19 protein-coding genes are annotated in these 24,056 nt (G+C 71.1%); 7 read left to right on the forward strand and 12 right to left on the reverse strand.

All coding sequences use genetic code 11. From position 1 onward, the window contains the following. Positions 1-11: 11 nt before the first annotated feature. From clpA to K8556_RS06590, 4 genes are all read right to left on the reverse strand, one after another. Positions 12-2,294 carry an ATP-dependent Clp protease ATP-binding subunit ClpA gene (gene clpA / locus K8556_RS06575; RefSeq protein ID WP_223739145.1) on the reverse strand — a complete coding sequence of 761 codons (2,283 nt, stop codon included), beginning with the start codon at positions 2,292-2,294 and terminating at the stop codon, positions 12-14. A 3-nt stretch (positions 2,295-2,297) separates the two neighbouring features. Further along, on the reverse strand, positions 2,298-2,624 hold the full coding sequence (locus K8556_RS06580) for an ATP-dependent Clp protease adaptor ClpS (RefSeq protein WP_014399347.1): 327 nt from the start codon (positions 2,622-2,624) through the stop codon (positions 2,298-2,300). Positions 2,625-2,684: 60 nt separating this feature from the next. Then, entirely contained in the window at positions 2,685-3,845 is a 1,161-nt protein-coding gene (locus K8556_RS06585; RefSeq protein ID WP_223739146.1) for a GNAT family N-acetyltransferase, read from the reverse strand. A gap of 63 nt (positions 3,846-3,908) precedes the next feature. Then, positions 3,909-4,349, reverse strand: a complete 441-nt coding sequence (locus K8556_RS06590) for a hypothetical protein (RefSeq protein WP_223739147.1) — start codon at positions 4,347-4,349, stop codon at positions 3,909-3,911. Between the two features lie 140 nt (positions 4,350-4,489). On the opposite strand from K8556_RS06590, the gene K8556_RS06595 reads away from it, so the two are divergent. From K8556_RS06595 to K8556_RS06605, 3 genes are all read left to right on the forward strand, one after another. Continuing rightward, a complete protein-coding gene (locus K8556_RS06595; protein WP_223739148.1) occupies positions 4,490-5,050 on the forward strand; it encodes a NifU family protein in 561 nt (186 codons plus the stop codon). Positions 5,051-5,214: 164 nt separating this feature from the next. Continuing rightward, positions 5,215-5,988 carry an SAM-dependent methyltransferase gene (locus tag K8556_RS06600; RefSeq protein WP_255651445.1) on the forward strand — a complete coding sequence of 258 codons (774 nt, stop codon included), beginning with the start codon at positions 5,215-5,217 and terminating at the stop codon, positions 5,986-5,988. A 428-nt stretch (positions 5,989-6,416) separates the two neighbouring features. Next, the gene (locus K8556_RS06605; RefSeq protein ID WP_223739149.1) at positions 6,417-7,268 is read left to right on the forward strand and encodes an alpha/beta fold hydrolase; all 852 of its coding nucleotides are present in this window, start codon (positions 6,417-6,419) and stop codon (positions 7,266-7,268) included. A 7-nt stretch (positions 7,269-7,275) separates the two neighbouring features. Here the strand turns inward: K8556_RS06605 and K8556_RS06610 are convergent, their stop codons facing one another. After that, entirely contained in the window at positions 7,276-8,169 is an 894-nt protein-coding gene (locus K8556_RS06610) for an oxidoreductase (protein WP_223739150.1), read from the reverse strand. Positions 8,170-8,367: 198 nt separating this feature from the next. Between K8556_RS06610 and K8556_RS06615 the strand changes: the two genes are divergently transcribed. Then, a complete protein-coding gene (locus tag K8556_RS06615) occupies positions 8,368-9,117 on the forward strand; it encodes a lysophospholipid acyltransferase family protein (RefSeq protein ID WP_223739151.1) in 750 nt (249 codons plus the stop codon). 79 nt (positions 9,118-9,196) lie between these two features. Here the strand turns inward: K8556_RS06615 and K8556_RS06620 are convergent, their stop codons facing one another. Together K8556_RS06620 and K8556_RS06625 are read right to left on the reverse strand one after the other, a co-directional pair. Continuing rightward, a complete protein-coding gene (locus K8556_RS06620) occupies positions 9,197-11,362 on the reverse strand; it encodes a glycosyl hydrolase family 18 protein (protein ID WP_223739152.1) in 2,166 nt (721 codons plus the stop codon). Positions 11,363-11,689: 327 nt separating this feature from the next. Then, positions 11,690-12,727, reverse strand: a complete 1,038-nt coding sequence (locus tag K8556_RS06625) for a fatty acid desaturase family protein (RefSeq protein ID WP_223739153.1) — start codon at positions 12,725-12,727, stop codon at positions 11,690-11,692. 399 nt (positions 12,728-13,126) lie between these two features. Here K8556_RS06625 and K8556_RS06630 point away from each other — a divergent pair, with 399 nt between their 5' ends. Together K8556_RS06630 and K8556_RS06635 are read left to right on the forward strand one after the other, a co-directional pair. Then, a complete protein-coding gene (locus K8556_RS06630; RefSeq protein WP_223739154.1) occupies positions 13,127-15,721 on the forward strand; it encodes a response regulator in 2,595 nt (864 codons plus the stop codon). Next, a complete protein-coding gene (locus K8556_RS06635; protein ID WP_223739155.1) occupies positions 15,718-16,854 on the forward strand; it encodes an RNA methyltransferase in 1,137 nt (378 codons plus the stop codon). Before K8556_RS06630 ends, K8556_RS06635 begins: the two co-directional genes overlap by 4 nt. A gap of 1 nt (position 16,855) precedes the next feature. Here K8556_RS06635 and K8556_RS06640 read toward each other — a convergent pair whose 3' ends face one another. From K8556_RS06640 to K8556_RS06650, 3 genes are all read right to left on the reverse strand, one after another. Then, the gene (locus tag K8556_RS06640) at positions 16,856-18,460 is read right to left on the reverse strand and encodes an ATP-binding protein (protein ID WP_223739156.1); all 1,605 of its coding nucleotides are present in this window, start codon (positions 18,458-18,460) and stop codon (positions 16,856-16,858) included. A gap of 241 nt (positions 18,461-18,701) precedes the next feature. Further along, positions 18,702-19,913, reverse strand: a complete 1,212-nt coding sequence (locus tag K8556_RS06645; RefSeq protein WP_223739157.1) for a TIGR02266 family protein — start codon at positions 19,911-19,913, stop codon at positions 18,702-18,704. A gap of 16 nt (positions 19,914-19,929) precedes the next feature. Then, positions 19,930-20,304, reverse strand: a complete 375-nt coding sequence (locus K8556_RS06650; RefSeq protein WP_223739158.1) for a response regulator — start codon at positions 20,302-20,304, stop codon at positions 19,930-19,932. Positions 20,305-20,386: 82 nt separating this feature from the next. On the opposite strand from K8556_RS06650, the gene K8556_RS06655 reads away from it, so the two are divergent. After that, positions 20,387-21,784, forward strand: a complete 1,398-nt coding sequence (locus K8556_RS06655; RefSeq protein ID WP_223739159.1) for a M20/M25/M40 family metallo-hydrolase — start codon at positions 20,387-20,389, stop codon at positions 21,782-21,784. 10 nt (positions 21,785-21,794) lie between these two features. Here the strand turns inward: K8556_RS06655 and pip are convergent, their stop codons facing one another. Beyond that, positions 21,795-22,760 (reverse strand): prolyl aminopeptidase, encoded by a 966-nt coding sequence (pip, locus tag K8556_RS06660; RefSeq protein ID WP_223739160.1) that lies wholly within the window; start codon positions 22,758-22,760, stop codon positions 21,795-21,797. A 114-nt stretch (positions 22,761-22,874) separates the two neighbouring features. Next, positions 22,875-24,038 (reverse strand): small ribosomal subunit Rsm22 family protein, encoded by a 1,164-nt coding sequence (locus K8556_RS06665; RefSeq protein ID WP_223739161.1) that lies wholly within the window; start codon positions 24,036-24,038, stop codon positions 22,875-22,877. Between the last annotated feature and the right edge of the window lie 18 nt (positions 24,039-24,056).

The raw sequence follows: 24,056 nt of genomic DNA on the forward strand, positions 1-24,056 counted from the left end.
TCAGCCGTGCTTCAAGCCGGCACGGCCTCGGTGGCCTCCGCCTGGAGCTTCACGGCGTCGTCCACGACGTCGAAGCGGGCCACGCCCCCGCTCTTGAGGGAGCCGAACAGCAGCGCCTCCGCGAGCGGCTTCTTGAGGGTGTTGTCCACGAGCCGCGCCATGGGGCGCGCGCCGAAGGCCGGGTCGTACCCGTGCTCGGCCAGCCACGCGCGGGCGGCGGGCGTGAGCTCCAGCTTGACCTTCTTCTCGTCGAGCACCTTCTGGAGCAGGCGCACCTCCTTGTCCACGACCTTGAGGATGACCTCGGGGGGCAGGCCGGAGAAGAGGATCCACCCGTCCAGCCGGTTGCGGAACTCCGGCGTGAAGGTGCGCTCGATGGCCTTCTTCGCCCGCGAGCCGTCCACCACCACGCTGGGGTCACCGAAGCCCATGGCCTTGGTGCTCATCTCCTGCGCACCCGCGTTGGTGGTCAGGATGAGGATGATGTTGCGGAAGTCCGCCTTGCGGCCGTTGTTGTCCGTGAGCGTCGCGTGGTCCATCACCTGGAGCAGGATGTTGAAGAGGTCCGGGTGGGCCTTCTCAATCTCATCCAGCACCAGCACCGCGTACGGGTGCTTGCGCACGGCGTCCGTGAGCAGGCCGCCCTGGTCGAAGCCCACGTAGCCCGGAGGCGCGCCGATGAGCCGGCTCACCGTGTGCTTCTCCGAGTACTCGCTCATGTCGAAGCGCAGGAACTCCACGCCCAGGCTCTGCGCCAACTGCTTCGCCAGCTCCGTCTTGCCCACGCCCGTGGGGCCGGAGAAGAGGAAGCTGCCAATGGGCTTCTCCGGCGCGCGCAGGCCGGAGCGCGACAGCTTGATGGCGCCCACCATCTCTTCAATGGCCTTGTCCTGCCCGTAGATGACGCCCTTGAGCTCCTTGTCCAGGTTTTGAATCTGGACGCCCTCGCTCGCGGACACGCTCTTGGCCGGGATCTTGGCCATCTTGGAGACGACCTGCTCCACGTCGTGCGCGCTGACGACGCCCGTGCGCACGCCCTCCGGCTTGAGCCGCTCGGCCGCGCCGGCCTCGTCGATGACGTCGATGGCCTTGTCCGGCAGGAAGCGGTCGTTGATGTGCTTGGCCGCCAGCTCCGCCGCCGCCTGGAGCGCGCCCTCGCCGTACTTCACGTGGTGGTGCTCCTCGTAGCGGCTGCGCAGGCCCTCCAGCACCTTGACGGTGTCCTCCACGCTGGGCTCGTCCACCTCAATCTTCTGGAAGCGGCGGGACAGCGCACGGTCGCGTTCGAACGACGCCTTGAACTCCTGGAACGTCGTGGAGCCGATGCAGCGCAGCCGGCCCGACGCCAGCGCGGGCTTGAGCAGGTTGGACGCGTCCATGGACCCGCCGCTCGTGGCCCCGGCGCCGACGATGGTGTGGATTTCATCGATGAAGAGGATGGCGTCCGGCAGCTCCTGGAGCGCCTTGAGGACGCCCTTGAGGCGCTCCTCGAACTGGCCGCGGAACTTGGTGCCCGCGAGCAGCGCGCCCATGTCCAGCGAGTAGACGACCGCGTTCTTCAGCGCCTCGGGCACGCGGCCCTCGGTGATGTGGAGCGCCAGGCCCTCCGCGATGGCCGTCTTGCCCACGCCGGCCTCACCCACGTAGAGCGGGTTGTTCTTGCGGCGGCGGCAGAGCACCTGGATGGTGCGCTCCAGCTCCTTGTCGCGGCCGATGAGCGGGTCGATGCGGCCCGCCTTGGCCTCGGTGTTGAGCTGGATGGCGTACGCCTCCAGCGGGCTCTTCTTCTGGGACTCGCCGTCCTCGTCGTCCCCGGCGGGCGTGGCGCGCGGCTCGCCCTCGGACTCGCCGTCCTTGGTGGTGCCGTGGGAGATGAAGTTGAGCAGGTCCAGGCGGGTGACGCCCTCCTGCTGCAACAGGTAGAGCGCGTGGCTCTCCTCCTCACGGAACATGGCGACCAGCACGTCGCCCCCGTCGATGTACTTCTGCTCCGCGGACAGCGCGTGCATGGCGGCGCGGTGGAGCACGCGCTCCACGCCGATGGTCTGCTGCGGCTCGGCGTCCACGTCGTCGGGCAGGCGCTCGACCGTCTCCTCCAGGAAGGAGGTCAGGTTCTCCTGCAGGCGCTTGACGTTCGCGCCGCAGCCCTTGAGCACCTCGCGGGTGCGCGACTCACGGGTGAGGGCCAGGAGCAGGTGCTCCAGGGTCAGGTACTCGTGACGCATCTTCCGCGCCTCGTCGAGCGCGGTGCGGAAGCTGGCCTGCAATTCTTTGGCAATCGATGGTCCCGCCACGGTTCAGCCTTCCTCGGGTTCCATGGACAGCCGCAGGGGGAACCCGTTGTCCCTCGCCGCGGCCTCCACTGTCTTGAGCTTCGTCTCGGCGACGTCGTAGGTATAAACGCCCGCCACACCGATGCCGTTGTAATGAACGTGCATCATGATCTGCACGGCATCCGTCTCTGACTTGTGGAAGATCTCCTTGAGCACGGCCACGACGAACTCACGCGTGGTGTAGTTGTCGTTGTGCAGGAGGACCTTGTAGAGCGTCGGCCTCTTCAGCTTCTGCTTGGGGACGGCCTCCGTGACGACCTGGCCGTCATCGTGTTGGTGCTTCTGAGCCATGGGCTTGCGGACTCCCTTGCCTTCGCTTCGCGAACCATTGGCGGGCCTGCTTGAAACCGCTCAGACCCGCTCCTTGAAACCCGTCTCCGCCCACCACAGGGGCAGGCCGCTCTCGACGGCTGCCCGCTCGTGCGCCAGGAAGCCGCGCACCGCCCGGTCCAGGCCGGGGTGGAGGAACAGATGCGCACTGTACGTGAGGTGCGGCTCGAAACCCCGGGTGAGCTTGTGCTCGCCGCCCGCTCCGGGCTCGAAGCGCTCGCGCCCCAGGGCGATGCAGTCCTCCACCGGGTGGTAGAGGCACACGTTGAAGTGCAGGAACGGATGCTCCTCGAACGCTCCCCAATAACGGCCGTACAGCGTGCGCGGCCCGGTGAAGTTGAACGCGCCGGCCACCCTGCGGCCTTCCCGCCGGGCCTCCACGAACTCGCACCGGTGCCTGAAGCCGGCGAGCAGGCGGACGAAGAAGTCCTCGGTCAGGGAGCGGACGCCCCACGGGTAGCGGTCCACCGTGGAGACGTAGAGCCGGTGGGCGCAGGCCGCGTCCACCTCCTCCAGCGCGTCGCCCCGCAGCGTGCGCAGGGTGAGGCCCTGGTCCGCCACCGCGCGCCGCTCGCGCTGGAGCTGGTGGCGCCGCTTGGAGCGGAAGCGGGCGAGGAAGTCGTCGAACGTCCGGTAGCCCGCGTTGCGCCACAGGTACTGCACGCCCAGGCGCAGCGCGTAGCCCTGGGCCTCCAGCACCGGCAGCTCCTCCGGGGTGGGGAAGAGGACGTGGACGCTGGAGAGCCCCTCGGCGCGCGCGTACTCCAGCGCGGCGTTGTACAGCTCGGCCTCGCGGGACGGGGCGTCCTCGCCGGGGGCCACCAGCACGCGGCGGCCGGTGGCGGGCGTGAAGGGCACGCCCAGGACGAGCTTGGGGTAGTAGCGGATGCCCGCGCGCTCGGCGGTGGTGGCCCAGGCGGCGTCGAAGACGAACTCGCCGTGGCTGTCGTCCTTCAGGTACGCGGGCGCGGCGGCGACCAGGCGCGCGCCCCGCCACAGCGTGAGGTGGCGCGGGTGCCAGCCGCGCTCGGGCACCACGCTGCCGCTCTCCTCCAGGGCCGCGAGGAAGCCCCACTCCAGGAACGGCACCGACCCCGGGTCCACGAGCGCGTCCCACGCGGACGCGGGAACGTCGGTGATGGACGTGAGCAGGCGCAGCGTGGTGGGGAGCGGGGCGGACATGGACGTGGCGAGCGCCAGCCTATAACGGCGGGTGGCGGCTGCCGCCACGACCGGCCGGCCGTCCTATTTGCCGCGCGTGAGCTCCTGGGCGAGGAAGCCGGCGACCTCCATGAGCCCCGCGGCGGCGCGCTTGCGGCCCTCGTCGGACTCCATGACCCGGCGGGCGGCGTCGCTGGCGGTGCCCACCTCCAGGTCCACGAGGATGAGGAAGGCGCTCCACCCGGCCGTCACGGTGGCCACCTTGCCCGGCCGCTGTGGCCGGTCGCTCAGGGTGGCGGCCACCTTCTCCAGGAGGCCTTCTTCCTTGAGACGTTTCGTGCTCCCGAGCATCTGCGTCCAGGTGGCCTCCAGGAGGGAGGTCAGCAGGCGCCCGGAGAGGGCGGTGGAGAGGCGCTGCGAGGCCTCTTCGGCGTCCACCCGGTGGGCGTCCGCGTAGGTGGGGCTCAGCTTGGCCACCACCACGGCCTTCGTGGCGAGGTGGGCGAGGCGCGGCGGGTAGGGCATGGTGCCGTGTCTTACATCGGCGGCGGGCGGGGCTCCATCCGGAGTGAAAGGCCAGCGCGGGGCGTTTGCCTGACAGCCGGACAGGTTGCTATGGGGCCCGGCGCCCTTTAGAGGAAGCGGACTTTCGTAGGGAGAACAGCATGTCAGTGAACATCCAGCTCGAGTGGACCCCCAACCCCAGCACGTTGAAGTACGTGGTGGACCGCAAGCTGCTGGGCGGTGGCGCGGTGAACTTCACCAACCGGGACGACGCGCAGGCGAAGTCGCCCCTGGCGCTCCGGCTCATGGACATCCAGGGCGTGACGGCGGTGATGCTGGGCACGAACTTCGTCACCGTGACGAAGGGCGAGGCCGGCGAGTGGGACGAGCTCAACGACTCCGTGATGTCCACGCTGGACACGCACCTGTCGGAGGGCCTGCCGGTGGTGGACGAGGCGGCCGTCGCGGCGGCGCGCCAGGTGACGAGCGCGGACGGCACGGTGGAGCAGCGCATCCAGGTCATCCTGGACGAGGAGATCCGCCCGGCCGTGGCGCAGGACGGCGGTGACATCACGCTGGACCGCTTCGAGGACGGCATCGTGTACCTGCACATGAAGGGCTCGTGCGCGGGCTGCCCGTCGTCCACGGCGACGCTGAAGATGGGCATCGAGGGCCGGCTCCGGGAGATGATCCCGGAGGTCACCGAAGTGGTGTCCGTCTGAGACGCAACGTCAAGGCGCCGCAGGTCCGCAAGGAGCTGCTCCCGGACCAGTCCCCCGCGCTCCTGCGGGAGCTGCACCTGCTCACGCGCGAGGGGAACCTCAACGCGGACGCGCTGCGCAAGCTCAAGCAGGTCAACCACCTGGTGGGCCTCTTGCGGCCCGCCATGGAGGACGTGCAGGCGCGCCACGCGAACCCCCTGGTGGTGGACGCGGGCAGCGGCAACGCGTACCTGGGCTTCGTCGTCTACGAGCTGTTCCTGAAGGACGCGGGCGGCGGTGAGCTCCTGTCCATCGAAGGGCGGCCGGAGCTGACCGAGCGCGCGAAGGGCCGCGCCGAGCGGCTGCACTTCGACCGGATGCGCTTCCAGACGGCGCACATCGACCAGGCGGAGTACCCGGAGCGCATCCACGTGCTGATGGCCCTGCACGCGTGCGACACGGCCACGGACGACGCGCTGGTGGCGGCCATCAAGCACGGCGCGGACCACGTGGCGGTGGTGCCGTGCTGCCAGGCGGAGGTGGCCGCGCAGTTGAAGGAGAAGAAGGCGAAGCCGGCCGGCTCCATGTCGCTGCTCTTCCAGCACCCGTGGCACCGGCGCGAGTTCGGCTCGCACCTGACCAACGTCATCCGCGCGCTGACGCTGGAGGCGTTCGGCTACCAGGTGACGGTGACGGAGCTGACCGGGTGGGAGCACTCGCTGAAGAACGAGCTCATCCTCGGGCGGCGGGTGCACCGGGACAACCGGCGCGCGCGCCTTCAGCTCCAGGCGCTGCTGGCGGAGACGGGCGTGCAGCCCCGGCTGACGCGGCTGCTGGGCATCACGCCCGCGGGCGCGGCCGCTGGTGGCGCGGAGCCGGACGCGGAGACGCCGGACGCGGAGACGCCGGACGCGGAGCCCGCGCCGGACGCTGCGCCCGCGTCGCCGCCGGAGCCCTGAAACGCAAGCAGTCCGGACCTGGACCGTAGGGCGGGGCAGGTGACCTCACGGGAGGGGGAGGCGTCTTCCCCCCGCACCGGGACGGCCGCCGCCCCGGCCGTGCGAGGCGGCCGGGCAGGCGTTACATGCCCTCTGTCCCTGGGATGCGCACGGGACGACATTCCAGACGGCCGGGTTCCTTGAGGACGCGTCCGGGCGGATGTCGGAGGACGTGGGCACGTCAGGGGGGCCGGTCAGGATGGCGTCAATGCCGGAGGTCGGGCCCGGCGGCAGGACCCAGGGCGGCGTTCGCGGTGTCTGAATGTCGGGGTACGGAGTCTCGTCCCGGGATGGGGCCGGCCGGTGGCCGTCAGGGCACCGGAGACGTGTGGGGCGAGCCGTGAAGTCCCTCCGCGTGACGCGGTGGGGGTCGTTGGATGGGAAGGGGCATGGCCTTGGAGCTGGATGACTGGGGTGGGAGCGGGCCGCTCCTGCACTTCGCCTGCGCGAACGGCTTTCCTCCGGAGACGTACCGGAAGCTCTTCACGCGGCTCGCGACGCGCTACCACGTGGTGTCGCTGCGCATGCGTCCGCTGGTGCCGGGCCAGGACCCGAAGGCGCTCACGTCCTGGAGGGAGCTGGGCGAGGACCTCGCGCGCGCGCTGAAGGCGCGGGGGCGCTCGGGCGTGCTGGGCGTGGGGCACAGCGTGGGCGGCACCAGCACGTTGATGGCCTCCGCCGCGAACCCGGGGCTGTTCCGCGCGGTGGTGGCGTTGGACCCCGTGCTCGTCACCGGTTCCCGTCTCTGGGCGATGCGCCTGATGAAGCTGATGGGCCGCATGGACCGCGCCGCCATCGTGCAGGGCGCGCTGCGGCGCAAGGAGCGCTGGGCGACGCGCGAGGAGGCGGCCGCCGCGTACCGCCAGCGCAAGCTGTTCCGGGACTGGGACGCGGACTGCTTCAGCGACTACATCACGCACGGGCTGGTGCCCACGCCGGAGGGGGACTTCCGCCTGCGCTTCCCGCGCGAGTGGGAGGCCCGCATCTTCGAGACCTTCCCGGCGGACCCCTGGAAGCTCATCCGCGCCAACGCGGCGCCCACGCTGGTGCTGCGAGGCGAGCGCTCCGCCATGCTGCTGCCCGACGCGCTGGCGCGGGCGGAGCGGGAGATGAAGCGCACGCGGGTGGACGCGCTGCCGCTCGGCTCGCACCTCTTCCCGATGGAGCACCCCCGCGAGACGGCCGAGCGCGTGCTGACGTTCCTGGACCAACTGCCGCCCGTGGACGTCACGGCGCATTGAGGTCCGGTCAGCCGTAGGCCTCGCGCTTGATGCGCTTGTCCGGGATGCCCAGCTCATGCAGGTGGCCCAGCACCGCCTCCATGAAGCGCGGCGTGGCGGGCGTGCGCGTCTCCAGCGCCTTGCGCCGGTCCCATGGCGTGATGGCGGGCCCGCACACGTACACGAGGCAGGTGTCGGGCGCCGGAACCAGCTCGCGCAGCAGCGCCTCTCCGACGCGGCCCTTGCGCACCTGGGGGCCGTACCTCGTCTCATCCGTCTCGCGCGTGAGCGTGTGCACCACCCGCACGCGGTCCGGCGCCGAGCGCTCCAGCGCGGCCAGCTCCTCGCGGTAGAGGATGTCCCCCCACGTCTTGTTGGACGCGAGGAACGTGTGCCGCAGCTTCAGCCCCCGGTGCAGCGCGTCCTTCACGATGGCGAAGTTCGGCACCGCGCCGGAGCCCGCCACCACGTGCAGCACGTGGTCCGCCCGCTCCGTCACGTCGTCCGGCAGCACATACGGCCCCATGAAGCCCGTCACCTTCAGCTTCGCCCCCACCAGCCGCCCGTGCACCAGCAGGGGCGACAGGAGCGGCGGGTAGCGGGTGACGCCGGGGATGAACTCCTCGTCCTTCACCGTGATGGCCACGTGCCGCTCGTGCGGCGCGGAGGCGAGCGAGTACGAGCGCGGCGACTCCTTGCGCCCCTTCTGCTCCTGCAGGTACGCGCACTGCTGCGCGAGCGCCCGGAACTGGTGCGGGTCGATGTTGAGGAACTGGCCGGCCTTGTAGTCGAGCGGTCCCGCGCTCGCGTCCAGCTCCAGCGACAGCGTCGCCGTGTCGTGGGTCTCCATCCGGAGGGCGGTGACGGTGGCCTCGTACTCGACGGGCCGCTTCGCCCGGGAGGGCGTGGCTTCGGCGCTCATGCGCCACCCCATAACACGCGGGGTGCGGGGCCGTGCGGGCGCGAGCGCGGGCGGCGCGCTCCCCGCATCCGGACCCTGGGGTAGGCCTTTCGTTGACTGGATGACGGAAGGGCGGGCGGGCGGCCTGGCGCTCCCGGAGGACCGCTGACCCACCCCACCGGGCAGGACTACATCTTCCAGGAGGAGGTGGGCCGGCCCGTGCTTCGACTTCTCTTCGCCCTGATGTCGCTGCTCCCCTACGGGGTGCGCCGCCATGTCGTGCGCGGTTTGATGCATGGGGTGTGGGGCCGGCTGTCCCACGCGAAGGTGTACGGGCTGAAGGACCTGCCGGCGGGCCCCTGCCTCTTCATCTGCAACCACCTGTCCAACGCGGACGGCTTCACGCTCTACCGGGCGCTGCGGCCCCGGCGCGTCGTCTTCCTGGCGGGCGTGAAGCTGCACGGCACGGTGATGACCCGGCTGGCGGCGGAGACGATGGACACCATCGACATCACGCCCAACTCGCCGGACATCGAAGCGCTGCGCCGCTGCGTGGAGCTGCTCAAGGGCGGCCAGTCCGTCCTCATCTTCCCGGAGGGGGGCCGCAGCCGCTCCGCGGGCCTGCTCCAGGCGAAGAAGGGCGTGGGGCTCATCGCCAAGCGCGCGGGCGTGCCCATCGTCCCGGTGGCGCTCACGGGCACGGAGAAGCTGATGCCCATCAACGACGCGGACATGGGCGGCGAGCGGCTCTTCCACGCCGACGTCACCGTGACCTTCGGGCCCGCCTTCCGCATGGAGGACCTGGAGCCGGAGGTGTCCGGCGCCTCCGACGCGCGCCAGGCGCTGGTGGACGCGATGATGCGCCGGGTGGCCGCGCTGCTGCCGCCCGCGTACCAGGGCGTCTATGCCGGCGGCCCGGACCCGGTGGCCCCCACGGCCCCGCCCTCCGCCGTGCCGCCCTCCGCGTAGGCGGGCCCATGCGCCCGCGAACGGAAACGGCCGCGCGGGCGGGTGCCCACGCGGCCGTCCGTCTTCACGCCGTCAGCGGTTACTGGAGGAAGGCCTTCTTGACCTCGGTGAGCAGCGGGTTGGTGCCCGTCGCGGGGTCGGTGCAGCCCTGGTTGATGGTCCAGATGATGGTGCCGCCGTAGCCGTTCGCCTTGGCGTACTGGCCCTTGGCCTGGATGGCCTCCGGACCGTCGTACGTAATCCAGCGCACCGTGCCGTCCTCCACCGGCGTGTCGAACGTGACGTAGTTGGCCTGCGCCGCCACGTCCCACTGGAGCTTGCCCGTCTTGGAGAGCGCCAGGATCTTCTTGTACGTGAAGGAGTTGTCCCCGCCCACGTAGTCGGACCAGTGGGTGAAGGGCTGGCGCGGGCCGGTGATGTGCCGCCACGCGAGGCCGTAGAACGGGATGCCCATGCCCAGCTTCTCCTTGGGGATGCCCGCGGCCACCCAGGCCTTGAGGCTGGACTCCACGGAGGTCGGGTGGGTGCCGGACTCGCCCGTGAGCGCGGAGGTGAACCACGACTCCCAGCCGTCCCAGACGCCAATCATCTCGTAGGACATGACGTTCACCTGGTCCAGGTACTGGGCGAGCTGCGGGTACCACTTGAGCGACGCGTCCGTGGCGAAGTTGTTGTTCACCCAGCCAATGGGGAACGTCAGCAGCATGTTGGGACGCACCTGACGCAGCCGCTGCACCAGCGCGAGCAGGTTCGGCTTGTCCACCTCCTCCACCGGCTCCCAGTCGATGTCGAGCCCGTCGTAGCCGTGGTCGTCCATCGCCTTGAGCAGGCTCTGGACGAACTTCTCCCGGTTCGCGGCGGAGGCGGCGCCCACCCAGTTGGCGTGCTCGCCCGCGCCGCCCACCATGATGATGGCCTTGCGCCCCGCGGCGTGCGCGCGGGAGGAGAGCGTCTTCGCGATGGCGGAGCCGTTCGAGTTGTCGAAGATGGCGTCCACCGTGCCGTCCGTGTTCGGCGTCACGCGGCCCACGATGATGTGCGTCATCGCGCTGAAGTCCACCTTCTCAGGCGGGTAGTCATCCGCGTTCCAGCCCGTGTAGTAGCCGGACACCCACTTGTTGGTGGTGCCCACCGGGCCCGTCACCACCACGTCCGCCGTGGCCTTCTTCGTCGCGTCCGCGTTGCTCGTGGCCACGACGTGGTACGTGCCCGCCGTCCGGGGCGCGGTGTACGTGCCGCTGGAGGTGACGGTGCCGCCCGCGGAGCCTTCCAGGACGCTCCACGTCACGGCCGTGTGGGTGCTGCCCGTCACCGTCGCGGTGAAGGTCTGCACGCCGCCCAGGGACAGCGTCGCGGTGGTGGGGGTGACGCTGACGCTCACGCCGGTGGGGGAGGTCCGCTTGCCGGACACCGCCGTGGACTTCGCGCTCTCACCCACCGCGTTCAGCGCGGTGACGGCGTACCAGTACGCCGTGCCCGCGACCGCGCTGGTGTCCTTGTAGGCCGCGGAGGTGAGCGCCGTGGAGGTGAGGCGCGTGTACGTGCCCGTCTGCCACGTGGAGCGGTACACGTGGTAGCCCGTGGCGCCCGCCACCGTGCCCCAGGTGAGGGCCACGTCCGTGGTGGAGCCCGTGGCCTGCAGGGCCGTGGGCGCGGAAGGGGCGGTGGTGCTCGCCGCCAGGCGCACGTTGTCGAAGTACATCGTGGCCAGCTTGCGGCCCGCGTTCTCCATCACCACCAGGCCATCCAGGCTGGCGTTGGCCGCGCCCAGCGTGCTCAGCGGCATGCGGCACAGCGTCCACGCGTTGGCCTTGATGGTGCCGCCCGCGCAGGTGGGGTTGAGCGCCACGGGCGGCTTCGCCACGCCGCCCACGCTCGCGTAGAGCGCGATGGCGGGGTTGACCGTCGCGCCGGGGTTCACCTGCAGCTCCACGAAGCCTTGGCCCGCGGTGGGCACGCCCGCGTGGTGGAAGTACAGGCCCGTCCAGGGGCCGAACGTCGCGGAGATGGAGCGGGTGCCCGCGTACACGGGCCGGGTCGCGCCAAGGCTGTGCGTCGCCCAGGACCAGTCCTGCCATCCCGAACCGAGCGCGTCGTCGAACATCGTCGTCGCGCTCGCGAGCGCGTCCCCGGACGTCCCCAGCGAGTCGTCGTCACCCGCCGTGGACGTGAAGTCCGGCGCGCCACCGCAGCCGGTGTGCATCGCGCCCAACGCCACGAGGAACCCAATGAGCTGCCTTCTCAAGTTCTCTCCTGCGGCCAGGTGAAAGAGGGTGGGCCGGGGGGACCGCTTCCCCTGCTCGCGGCGCGTGGCAGGGGTCCCCCGGTCGCCCTGTCGCCGCGCCGGGATTGGCGGGCGTGTGAGGGGGGACCTGGCGAATCGCAGGCAAGGACACATCGCGATTCTTCGTCTGTGTTCAAGCCACGGGGTGGGCTATTTCAACACGTCTCAAGGACGCCAGGCCGCTGTATCAGCGGGGCGGCGAGCGTCTGTTTTGAGAGTGAAACACGCCTGGAGGCGCCACGGGCGCGCCTCCAGGGGAAAGCCTGTCAGCCTGTGATGCATCCAGCTTCAATCATTCACAGACAATGTATCACGGTCTTTATTCCGGCCCAAGGACGTGAGGAAGCTCCACGCGCTCTTTTCGCCGCCCAGGTACGTCTGGAAGTGGTTCTCCCCGGGGCGGTAGAGGCCCGTCCGCATGAGCTGCGCGTGCAGCGCGGGCAGGTGGTAGTAGGGCACGGACGGGAAGAGGTGATGGGACAGGTGGTAGCTGGCGTTGAAGGGCGCGATGAAGAAGCGCTCGAACCAGGTGGCCGCCGCCACGTCCCGCGTCTCGTGCGTCTCATCCGGGGTGGCGGGGGTGAAGGGGTGCTCCACCACCGCGCGGATGCGGAAGGCCACCATCATCAGCGTCAGTGACGGGATGGACCACAGGAGCAGGTAGTGGAGCCAGCCGCCCGTGAGCGTGAGGAAGGTGATGAAGCCGGCCAGCCACAGCGCGTAGCGCACGTGCTCCGCGCGGGACGGCGGCGGGCCGCCCTTGCCCAGCGCGCGGCCCGTATAGGACCAGGGGATCATGATGCGCACGTGGGACGGGGTGAAGAAGCCCACCATGTCCCCCAGCAGCACCAGCGCCGTGCCCACGCGCGTGCGCGGGAACATCCACGCATGGTCGCGCTGCGCCGTGCGCCAGTACGGGTCCTTCTCCGTGTTGACGTAGCGGTGGTGCTCCGCGTGCTCCTTGCGGTAGCCCTCCGTGGTGATGTTCATGGGGAACGCGCACAGCAGGTCCGCCAGCACGTCATTGGCCTTGCGGTGCGTGAGCAGGTGGTGGTGCGAGGCTTCGTGCACCAGGCTCAGGAGCGCGTGCTGCCGCGTGGAGATGATGACCGCGGCCAGCACCCACGCCCACCACCGGTCCACCTGCACCACGAACGCCACCGACAGCGCGATGATGAGCCATTGGCGCGCCACCGCCCACAGGCCCCGCGCGTTGGTCACCACCGACAGCTTCCTCACCGACGCCGTCAAGCCACGACGGTCGAACGCGCGGGAGGTGACCGCTTCCGAGTCATCCAGCGACAACGGTTCTGGAACGGCGAGCATCTGGGGACAGACCTCCTGCCGGGCGCGAGCGCTCTGGCGGAAGGCCGGGAGGTCGTTTCCTCCCCCGTCCAAGGCGACCCCCTGCCGCACACCCCGGTTCATGTGGGACTACACCGCCTTGCGGTAATAATCTCATATCATAGTAATTCTGAGGTCTGAAAGACCCGCTCAGTCTTACAGCCATGACGGACGTGGCAGGTCCAAGGGGTGGCTGGGCAAAGCGGATGTTGAGTGGTGTCCAGAAGGCTGCCCCCCGGGAGGCCTGGCATCCGGGAAGAGGTGGGCCCCGGGCCTTTTGGACGGTGTGATGGAGGGGACGTCCGTACACTGGACGGGAACCCCTTTCCGCGTTCGCGGCCCGGGAAAGGCGGGGAGGTTGCTCGACCTCCCCGTGAATGGATGCAGGCACCCTTCGACTTCCAGAAGCTCTTCGAGCTGTCGCCCAATCCCTACATGCTGCTGGACCGCGAGCTGCGGTACGTCACGGCGAACGCGGCCTATCTGCGGGTGACCGCCAGCCGGCTGGAGGACCTGGTCGGGCGCCCCATCTTCGAGGCGTTCCCGCACGACCCGGACGACCCGGCCAACGCCAGCGCCCGGATGCTGCGCGAGTCGTTCCTCCGCGTGCTGACGGAGCGGACGCTGGACACGCTGGCGCTCATCCCCTACCGGGTGCCGCGCCAGACGGAGTCCGGCGTGGTGGTGGAGGAGCGCTACTGGAGCGCCACGCACACGCCCCTGCTGGATGGCCGGGGCGAGGTGGCCTTCATCCTCCAGCACACGATGGACGTGACGGAGCTGCAGCAGCTCAAGCGGGCCGTGCGTGACGCGGAGGCGTCACCGGACGCGGGGGCCCGGACGCAGCTCATGGGCGGGGTGCTCGCGCGCGCCCAGGCGGTGCAGGAGGCCAACCGCGTCCTGGACGACGAGCGCCGCCACCTGCGCCGCCTGTTCGAGCAGGCGCCGGGCTTCATGTGTTCGCTGAGGGGGCCCGAGCACGTGTTCGAGCTGGCCAACCGCTCCTACCTCCAGCTCGTGGGGCACCGGGAGCTGTTGGGCCGGACGGTGCGGGAGGCCCTGCCGGAGGTGGCCGGGCAGGGCTTCTTCGAGCTGCTGGACCGGGTGTTCACGACCGGCGAGCCCTTCGTCGGGCACAACATGCGGGTGCAGTTGCAGCGAGAGCCCGGGGGGCCGTTGGTGGAGGCCTTCCTGGACTTCGTCTACCAGCCCGTCATCGAGGCGGACGGCCGCGTCTCCGGCATCTTCGTCCAGGGCCACGACATGACGGCGCAGAAGCGGGCGGAGGACGAGCTGGCGCGCCACCGCGACCACCTGGAGGAGCTGGTGCGCGAGCGCACGCGGGCGCTGGAGGAGAGCGAGGCGGAGCGCCGCCAGACGGAGGCCGCGCTGCTCCAGGCGCAGAAGATGGAGGCGGTGGGCAAGCTCACCGGCGGCGTGGCGCATGACTTCAACAACCTGCTCCAGGTGGTGAGCGGGAACCTCCAGTTGCTCCAGCGCGACGCGGTGGGTGACTCGCGCGCGCAGCGGCGCCTGGAGACGGCGCTGGGCGCGGTGGAGCGCGGGGCGCGGCTGGCCTCGCAGTTGCTCGCGTTCGCGCGGAGGCAGCCCCTGGCGCCCACGGCGCTCAACCTGGGCCGGCTGGTGCGCGACATGGACGACCTCTTGCGCCGCGCCCTGGGCGAGGACGTGGAGGTGGAGACGGTCATCGCGGGCGGGCTGTGGAACACGTCCGTGGACCGCAACCAGTTGGAGAACGTCATCCTCAACCTGGCCATCAACGCGCGCGACGCCATGGAGGGCCGGGGCCGGCTGACCATCGAGGCGGGCAACGCGATGCTGGATGACCACTACGCGATGCTGCACCCGGAGGTGACGGCGGGGCAGTACGTGCTGCTGGCCATCTCCGACACGGGCTCAGGCATGACGCCGGAGGTGATGGAGCGCGCGTTCGAGCCGTTCTTCACCACGAAGCCGGAGGGCCGGGGCACGGGCCTGGGGCTGAGCATGGTGTATGGCTTCGTGAAGCAGTCCGGCGGCCACGTGAAGATCTACAGCGAGCTGGGCCACGGCACGTCCATCAAGATCTACCTGCCGCGCACCTTCCAGGCGGCGGCGCAGCCGGTGGAGAGCGGCCCGGGGCAGGTGGAGGGCGGCACGGAGACCATCCTCGTGGTGGAGGACGACGCGGCGGTGCGGGCCACGGTGGTGGAGGTGCTCACGGAGCTGGGCTACCGCGTGCTCAAGGCGCACGACGGGCAGAGCGCGCTCGCGGTCATCCAGAGCGGCCTGCCGGTGGACCTGCTCTTCACGGACGTGGTGATGCCGGGGCCGGTGCGCAGCCCGGAGCTGGCGCGGCTGGCGAAGGCGCACCTGCCGGACCTGGAGGTGCTCTTCACGTCCGGCTACACGGAGAACGCCATCGTGCACGGCGGCCGGCTGGACCCGGGCGTGAGCCTGTTGTCCAAGCCGTACCGGCGCGAGGACCTGGCGCGGAAGATCCGCTCGCTCTTGCGCGGACGCGAGCAGCGGCTGGCGGCGAAGCCGTTCCGCGCGCCCGCGCCCGCGGAGACGCCGCCGAAGGGCGCGCTGCGCATCCTCCTGGTGGAGGACGACGCGGACATCCGCGAGTCCGCGTCCGAGCTGATGGCGGACCTGGGACACACCGTGCGCGCGGTGGAGAGCGCGGAGGCGGCGGGCGAGGCGCTGGCGAAGGAGCCCTTCGACCTGCTCTTCACGGACGTGACGCTGCCGGGCAAGTCCGGCGTGGTGCTGGCGCGCGAGGCCGCGCGGTGCTACCCGTCCCTGCGCATCATCATCGCGTCCGGTGATTCGCGCGCGGTGTCGGCGGAGGACGGCCAGATGTTGGAGCGCGTGGTGCTGCTGCCCAAGCCCTATGACCTGAACCAGATGGAGCGCGCATTGGAGCAGGCCGCCATGGATGTTGGCTCCGCCGCCCGGACGCGGCCGGCGTGACGGACGCTCGGGCCCGGACGGGCGAAACCCTCTATGTGTCCACGCTGCCGGGCCTGGAGCCCGCGCTGGAGGCGGAGGCGCGCGAGCTGGGGCTGTCCTTCCGGCGCGCGGAGGGCGGCATCGAGTGCGAGGGCCCTCCCGGCCTGCACCAGACCGCGAACCTGCGCCTGCGCACCGCGAGCCGCGTGCTCCTGCGCCTGGGCACCTTCACGGCGCCCACCGCGGACGCGCTGGTGCAGGGGCTGCGAGCGCTGCCCATGGCGGCCGTCTGGGACGGCAAGGCGCCGCTGCGGCTGTCCGTGACGCTGCACCGCTCCGTGGCCCCGGGGCCGGCGGTGGTCCTGGAGTCCGCGGCCGTGGCCTGGGACCCGTGCGAGGTGACGGTCGCGGGACACCTGGACGAGGAGGGCGGAGGGCCGGGGCTCACGCTGCTGGTGCGCGGCGAGGGCGCGCGCTGGACGGTGAGCGTGGACACGTCCGGTGCGCCCCTGTACCAGCGCGGCTACCGGCAGGAGGTGGGGCGCGCGCCCCTGCGCGAGACGCTGGCCTCGGGCATCCTCCGGCTCGCGGGCTACGCGGGAGACGTGCCGCTGGTGGATCCGATGTGCGGCTCGGGCACGTTCCTGGTGGAGGGCGCATGGCTGTCCCAACGCCGCGCGCCGGGCCTGCTGCGCACGTTCGCGTTCCAGTCCTTCCCGTCCTACGAAAAGGAGGCCTGGGCGCGCCGCCGCGCGGAGGCGGAGGCCGAGGGGCTGGCGGAGCCTCGCGCGCCCATGCGCGGATACGACCTCAACGCGGGGGCGCTGGGCACGGCGCGGCGCAACGCGAGACGCGCGGGCGTGACGTTGACGCTGGAGCGGCACGACCTGCGCACGCTGAAGGCCCCGCCGGACGCCCCCGGGCTGGTGGTGGCCAACCCGCCCTACGGCAAGCGCGTGGGCGAGGTGGAGGACCTGCCGGACCTCTACCGCGCGCTGGGCGCGACGTTGAACGGCGCGTTCCGCGACTGGCGCAAGGCGCTCATCGTCCCCGAGGAGCCGAGGCTGGTGGCGGCGCTGGGGCTGAAGGGCGCGCGGCAGCTCGACGTGAAGAACGGCGGCCTGCGCTGCCTGCTGCTGCTCTCGGGCGCTTGAGCTAGAGCGGCAGGACCAGCTCGAAGCGCGCGCCGCCCTCGGGACGCGCGCCCGCGCGCACCCTGCCTCCGTGCGCCAGCACCACGCGCCGCACGATGGCCAGGCCCAGGCCCCGGCCGTTGGCGCGGGTGAGGAAGAAGGGCTCGAAGACGCGCTGCGGATCCAACCCCGCGATGCCCGGGCCCTCGTCCTCCACGCTCAGCGCCACCCCGTCCGGCACGCGGCGCACCTCCACGCGCACCGTGCCTCCGGGCGGCGAGGCCTGGATGGCGTTGCGCATCAGGTGCGTGACGGCCAACTGCAACAGCGTCTCGTCACCGGACAGCTCCGGCACGTCCGGCGCCTCGTCGAACGCCACGCGCGGCCTGGGCAGCTCCTCCCGGCCGTGGAGCAACTGCGCGAGCGCGCGGTGCACCAGCTCGCCCAGCGAGACGGGGCGCGGGCGGGGCTCCAGCGGGCGCACCGTGTCCAGCAGGTCGCGCACGATGTCCTCCAGCCGGATGGCCTCCTCCTCCAGCATCTCCACGGCGGAGGCGCCCGCGGGCCCCAGGCGGGGTTCGCGCTTGAGCACCGCCACCGTGTTGAGGATGGCGCCCAGGGGGTTGCGCACCTCGTGGGCCACGACGCCCGCCGCCTCGCCCAGCACCGTCAGCCGCTCGCTGGCGATGAGCTCGTTCTGCAGGCGGTGCACCTCCGCGAGCCGCGCCTCCGCCGCGCGGTGGTGCCGCACGTTCTCCAGCGCGCCGCCGATGAGCTGCGCGAACAGCTCCAGCGCCCCCGCGTTCGCGGGCGTCAGCGTGGTGGACTGCACCGCCAGCACGCCGAAGGGCTCGTCCCCCACGAAGATGGGCGCGTCCAGCGCGCGGGAGCCCGGCGGGTAGATGCGCTGGATGTTGTCCGCCACCTCCGGCGAGTGCAGCCGCCGCGCCATGCTGAACGCGTCCGGGTGGAACGTCGCCCGGCGGCTCGTGAGCACCTCCTCCAGGTGCGGCATCCCGGAGCGGTGGAAGCGCACCGCGTGCACGTCCTGCCCGTACAGCCGCGCCGCCGCCGCCAGGCTCTCCGGCTCCTGGCGCATGGGCCCGTGGCGCAGGAAGTCTCCCTCCAGCAGCAGCACGGAGACGTAGAAGCCCTGCCGGTGCAGGGACTCCACCGCCAGCTCCAGCACCGTGCCCTCGTCGCGGCAGCGCAGGAGCTCCGCCGCGGTGGCCACCAGCATGGTGGACAGCGTGCGCACCGCGTCCCCGCCCTCCGCGTCCAGCAGCAGCACGAGCTGCTCCTGCGGCACGCGGCCGGGCGCGCTGACGGGGGAGAGCAGGTGCTGGCGTCCGTCCGCGCCGCGCACGCGCACCCAGGAGGGCCGCACCGGCGTGGGCTGCTCGCCGCGCATCAGCGCCTCGCACAGGGGATCCAGCCAGGCGCGCTCCTCCGGCCCGAAGCGCGCGGCGAGCTCCAGCAGGGACGGCAGCTCGTCCTCTCGCAGGCCCAGCAGCGTGCGCAGCGCGGTGTTGGTGAACACCAGCCGGTCGCCGCGAATCACGAACAGCGGCACCGGCAGCGCGGGCAGCAGGCCATCCAGTGTGCCGGGCGGGCTGGAGGCGCTCATCGCCGCTCCTGCGTTCCAGGGGGACGGGGGCCCGGAGGCAATCGCCGCGCGGGTGGGCCGTAGGAAGGGATGAAGGCGTTGAGCACTGGAGGAGACACCATGAACTTCGCGAACGAGTTGGACCGCCGGGACCTGGAGTTGAAGTCCGTCATGGCCGTGTGGGTCGCCTTCGTGGCGATGGGCGCGGTCTTCCTGGGCCAGTTGTTCTAGTCCCGGGCGTTGGCCACCGCCCGGGAACCTGTCAGGGCTTCTTGGTGCGGCGGACGTACTGCTGGATGAAGTCCCGCTCCTCCGCGCGCAGCGCGCTCAGGCGCAACCCGTAGCCCTTGGGGTTCTTGCCGTCGTCCAGGGAGTTCTCCCAGATGACGGAGCTGCGCAGGGTCATGACCCGCTCCGGATCCTCGAAGCGCAAGGTCAGCTCCACCTGTGTCCCCAGCCGCAGCGGCCGGTCCGTGCCGATGAACAGGCCGCCCGACGACAGGTTGATGATGCGGTGGTCGGTGAAGATGCCCGTGTTCTTCATCGTCACCTTCACGTCCGCGTGCAGCCGGTCGTCCGACCGGCGCTCCAGGCCCACGAACTCGGCGCTCGAATACGAGGGCGCGGGGGCGGCGATGGGGCGCCGGACGGGCGCGGGAGGCGGCGGCGTGGGGGCGGGAGCAGGCGCGGGCGGCGTCACCGGGCGCGCCGCCGTGGGCGTCATCACCGGAGGCGGCCGGGGCGGCGCGGAAGGAACCCCCGGACGCGTCATGCTGCCCGGCACGGGCGTGGGCGGAATGGAGGCCGCCACCGGCCGCGTCATCGTTCCCGGCACGGGCGTGGGCGGAATGGAGGCCGCCACCGGGCGCGTGAGGGAGCCTGGAACCGGCGTCGGTGGAATCGCGGCGGCCTGGGGACGCGCGGGCACCGCGGTTCCGCTCAGTGGCAGCGGCGCGGCGGGCAGCGCGCCCGCCATGTCCAACCGGGGCGGCGGGGGCGCGGGCGGATGCAGGGCGCCCTGGAGGAAGAGCGTCTCCGCCTCGCGGATCCGCCGCGAGAGGAAGTCGAAGATTTCAACGGAGACCTTGCGCAGCTCCGGATGCAGATCCGGCGACAGGTGCTCCGGTGAGAAGCGCTTCGCCATGCGGAAGAAGGCGAGCCGGAACTCGTCGAGCGACGCCTGCGGCTTGAGCCCGAACACCTCGTGCGGCGGCAGGTGCAGCAGCCCGCGCAGTTGGTTGCGCAGGCGCTCGGCCTGCTGATTCTCCAGGGTGGCCGTGGGCGCCGCGGTGAACAGGTCGCGCACCTCCGGGAGGTCCTGGAGCGCGACCCAGTTCGCTCCGTCGCGCGACGCGCGCACCGCCGTCTTCAGGCGACCGGAGGCGATGAGGTCGCGGAAGGCTTGCAGTTGCAGGGGGCCCAGCACGCGGCCGAGCGAGTCTCCCACCCAGTAACCGACAACGGATGACGACACAGGGACCTCGGCGGAATCAGGACGCGAGCGCCTGGCGTACGGCCGCGGCGATCTCCAGGGGATGGAAGGGCTTGCCCACGAAGCCCATCGCCCCCGCGGCAATGGCCTGCTCCACCACCGGCTCCGCGTCCATGCTGCTGATGACCAGGACGCGTGTCTCCGGTGAAACACTCTTGATGGCGCCCAGCACCTCCAGCCCGCTCTTCTTCGGCATGAAGAGGTCCAGGAACATCACCGCCGGCTGCTCCTTCTGCGCCAGCGCCAGCCCCTCCTCCCCGTCCGCCGCCTCCAGCAGCCGCAGGTCGATGCCCGTGTCCGCGATGACGTCCTTGAGGATGCGACGCACGAAGCTGTCGTCATCCACCAACAGCAGGGTAGGTAGTCCAGGCATGGGCGGCAGGATACATAAGACGCGCGACGTTTGGGCGCGCGCATCCCGCGTGCCTGCTCGGCTTTTGGGTTAAGGGGTGGGCATGTCCACCGACCCCGCGCTGTCCCATTTCGAGTCCCACAAGGCCGCGTACCTGGAGGACCTCAAGGCCCTCGTCCGCATTCCCAGTGTGTCCTTCCCCGGCTTCGACGCCGGCCTCGTGCGCCAGAGCGCGGAGGCCACCGCGGCCCTGTTGAAGGACCGTGGATTTGAAAACGTCCAGTTGCTCGAAATCGAGGGCGCGCACCCGTATGTCTATGGCGAGGTGCTCAAGGCGCCGGGCCGTCCCACGCTCCTCCTCTACGCGCACCACGACGTGCAGCCCGCGGGCGACGAGGCGGCCTGGAAGAGCCCGCCCTTCGAGCCCCAGGTGCGTGACGGCCGCCTGTACGGCCGCGGCGCGGCGGACGACAAGGCGGGCATCGTCGTGCACACCTCCGCCGTGGACGCGTGGCTCAAGAGCACCGGCCAACTCCCACTCAACGTGAAGGTCATCATCGAGGGCGAGGAGGAGGCGGGCAGTGACCACCTGGGTGCATTTCTCCAGAAGCACGCGAAGCTGGTGGCGGCGGACGCCATCGTGTTGACGGACACGACGAACTTCGACACGGGCCTGCCGTCCATCACCACGGCGCTGCGCGGGCTGGTGACGGTGGACGTGGAGGTGCGGGGGCTGCACCAGGCGGTGCACTCGGGGATGTGGGGCGGGCCCATTCCGGATCCGGCGATGGCGCTGTGCCGGATGCTGGCGTCGCTGACGCACGCGGATGGCTCCATCGCGATTGAGGGCGTGATGGAGCAGGTGAAGCCGCTGACGGACGCGGAGCGCCAGAGCATCCAGGCGCTGCCCGGTGACGACGCGACCTTCCGCGAGCAGGCGGGCATCCGCCAAGGGGTGCAGCTCCTGGGCGGCGGGCGGCACCCGTGGGAGACGAACTGGCGCCAGCCGAGCCTGGCCATCAACGCCATCCAGGCCAGCAGCCGCAAGGACGCGCGCAACATCATCGTGGAGTCCGCGTGGGCGCGCGTGGGCATCCGCGTGGTGCCGGACATGGATCCGGAGGACGTGCAGCGCCGGCTGGTGGCGCACCTGAAGAAGGTGTGCCCGTGGGGCCTGGAGCTGGAGATCCGCGAGGACCCGGCGTCCGGCTGGTGGTACACGGACTCGTCGCACCCGGCGTTCCAGGCGGCGTTCCGCGCGCTGGAGAAGGGCTACGCGAAGAAGCCGGTCACCATCGGGTGCGGCGGATCCATCCCGTTCGTGGAGCCGTTCGCCAAGGAGCTGGGCGGCGTGCCCGCGCTGCTCATCGGCGTGGAGGACCCGTACACGTACGCCCACTCGGAGAACGAGAGCCTGCACCTGGGCGACTGGGAGAAGGCCATCCGCTCCGCCATCCACCTCTACGAGGAGCTGGCGAAGTCGCTGACGCCTCGCGGCTGAGCGCGGCCCGCTAGAGGCCGCGGAAGCGGTCCGTGGCCTCGATGAGGGCGGAGGTGTTGCCGGGCTCGTTGGCGGAGTGGCCCGCGTCCGGCACCATCACGAACTGGGCCTCCGGCCACGCGCGGTGCAGGGCCCACGCGCTCTCCGGCGGACACACGACGTCGTAGCGGCCCTGCACGATGACGGTGGGGATGTGGCGGATGCGGTGCACGTCGTCCAACAACTGCGTGTCCGTGCGCAGGAAGCCCCGGTTGACGAAGTAGTGGCACTCGATGCGCGCGAAGGCGATGGCGAAGTCGTCGCCCGCGTTGCGCGCGATGAGCTCCGCGTTGGGGTACAGGCAGCTCGTGCGGCCCTCCCACACGCTCCACGCCTTCGCGGCCTCCTGCTGCGAGTGCCTGTCGTCGCCCATCAGCCGCCTCGCGTAGGCCTGGAGCAGGTCGCTGCGCTCGTCCTCGGGGATGGGCGCGAGGAAGTGCTCCCACGCGTCCGGGAACAGCGCGCTCGCGCCGCGCTGGTAGAACCAGTCGATCTCCTGCTTGCGCAACAGGAAGATGCCGCGCAGCACCAGCTCCGTGACGCGCTCCGGATGCGCCTCCGCGTACGCGAGCGACAGGGTGCTGCCCCACGAGCCGCCGAAGAGCATCCAGCGCTCCAGGCCCAGGTGCTCGCGCAGCCGCTCCATGTCCGCCACCAGGTCCCAGGTGGTGTTCTCCACCAGGCTGGCGTGCGGCGTGCTGCGGCCACAGCCGCGCTGATCGAAGAGGATGATGCGGTAGACGGCCGGGTCGAAGAAGCGGCGCTGCTTCGGGTCGGTGCCGCCGCCGGGGCCGCCGTGCACGAACACCACGGGCTTGCCCTTCGGGTTGCCGCTCTCCTCGAAGTACAGCGCGTGGCCCCCGGTGACCTTCAACTGGCCGGTGCGGTAGGGCTCGATGGAGGGATAGAGCGTTCGCAGCGGCGTGGGAGCGGGCACGGGATTCCTTCCTTGGGAACGGGGTGCCACGCAACCTAACAACAGACGGCACCCCTGGGGCGAGCCGTTCGGAAATACCGCGTCCGCCCCAGAACGACTCCCCCCCGCGTCCGCTCAGGGCTTGGGCGCGGGAGGCACGCCGCGGCCGGCCTGGGCCACCATGCGCACCTCGGCGTTCTCCCCGAGCGCGTAGCCGTCGCCCTTGGTCTCCATGTCCGTCGCCTCGATGACGTCGCCGCGCTGCAGGTGGAAGAACCTCTCGTTCTTCTCCGCGCGGTGGCGCTCCTGCATCGCCAGCCCCACGCGCCCCTCCGGCCCGCAGCCGATGTAGCGCTGGCGGCCCTTGCCCTCCAGCGACTCGCTGACGATGCGGAACAGCCGGCCCGGCGGCGGCTCCGGCCAGGCCTCGCCCTTGGGCGCCACCACCAGGTAGCTCATCTTGAGCGACTCCTTGTGGAAGCCCGCCGCGCGCGCCAGCTCCTCCACCACGCGGGGCATGGGCCACGGGCGCTCGGCGTGGCACCAGTCCGTCTCCTTCACCAGCGCGGGGCACGCGCCGCGGTACAGGCACGGCGCGCGGATGGCGTAGCCGCGCTCCACCAGCAGGTCGCGCACCTTGAGCAGGTTGCGGCTGGTCTCGCGCAGCGCGGGCTCCATCACCAGCAGGCTGCCGCCCTTCTTCACCTTCGCGAGCACCGACTCCAGGAGCGCCGCGCGCGGCTTCAGCGCTTCGTCCGTCGCGCCGTACAGCTCGTTCACCACGTGCCCCATCGTGATGAGGTCGAACTGCCCCTCCGGCAGCGTGGCGTTCTTCTTCAGCGGATCCCACTCGCGCGTGGCCAGGGCCTCGCCGGCCTCCGTGGCCAGCTTGCGCGCCAGCTCCAGCGCGGGCTTGCTGCGGTCCGCCGCCGTCACCTCGCTGGCCCCCGCGTCCATGGCCGCGAAGGCCACCGGGCCCGGGCCGCTGCCCAGGTCCAGCACCTGCCGGGGGCGGTTGGGCAGCTCGCCCAGCACCTGTCGCGCCTGGGCGTAGGACACCGGCCAGTAGAAGAGGAGGTAGGCGCCCAAGAGGCGCGGGTCGTCCATGTACCGGGCGCCGGCCAACTGGCGCTCGCGGGTGAGGCCGTGGGAGAGCTGCTTCACGCCCGCGCCCACCTCCTTGACCTCCTGCGGCGTGAGGCGCGTCTCCGGCCCGTCACCCCGGCCCCGGGACGCGCGCCACACGGAGATGAGCCGGGGCAGCCATCGCTCCAGGTCCTTGCTGTATGCGTTGCTCATCGTTGCCTTCACATCAGG

It is taken from the genome of Corallococcus sp. AS-1-12 (assembly GCF_020036995.1).
GTDB lineage: Bacteria > Myxococcota > Myxococcia > Myxococcales > Myxococcaceae > Corallococcus.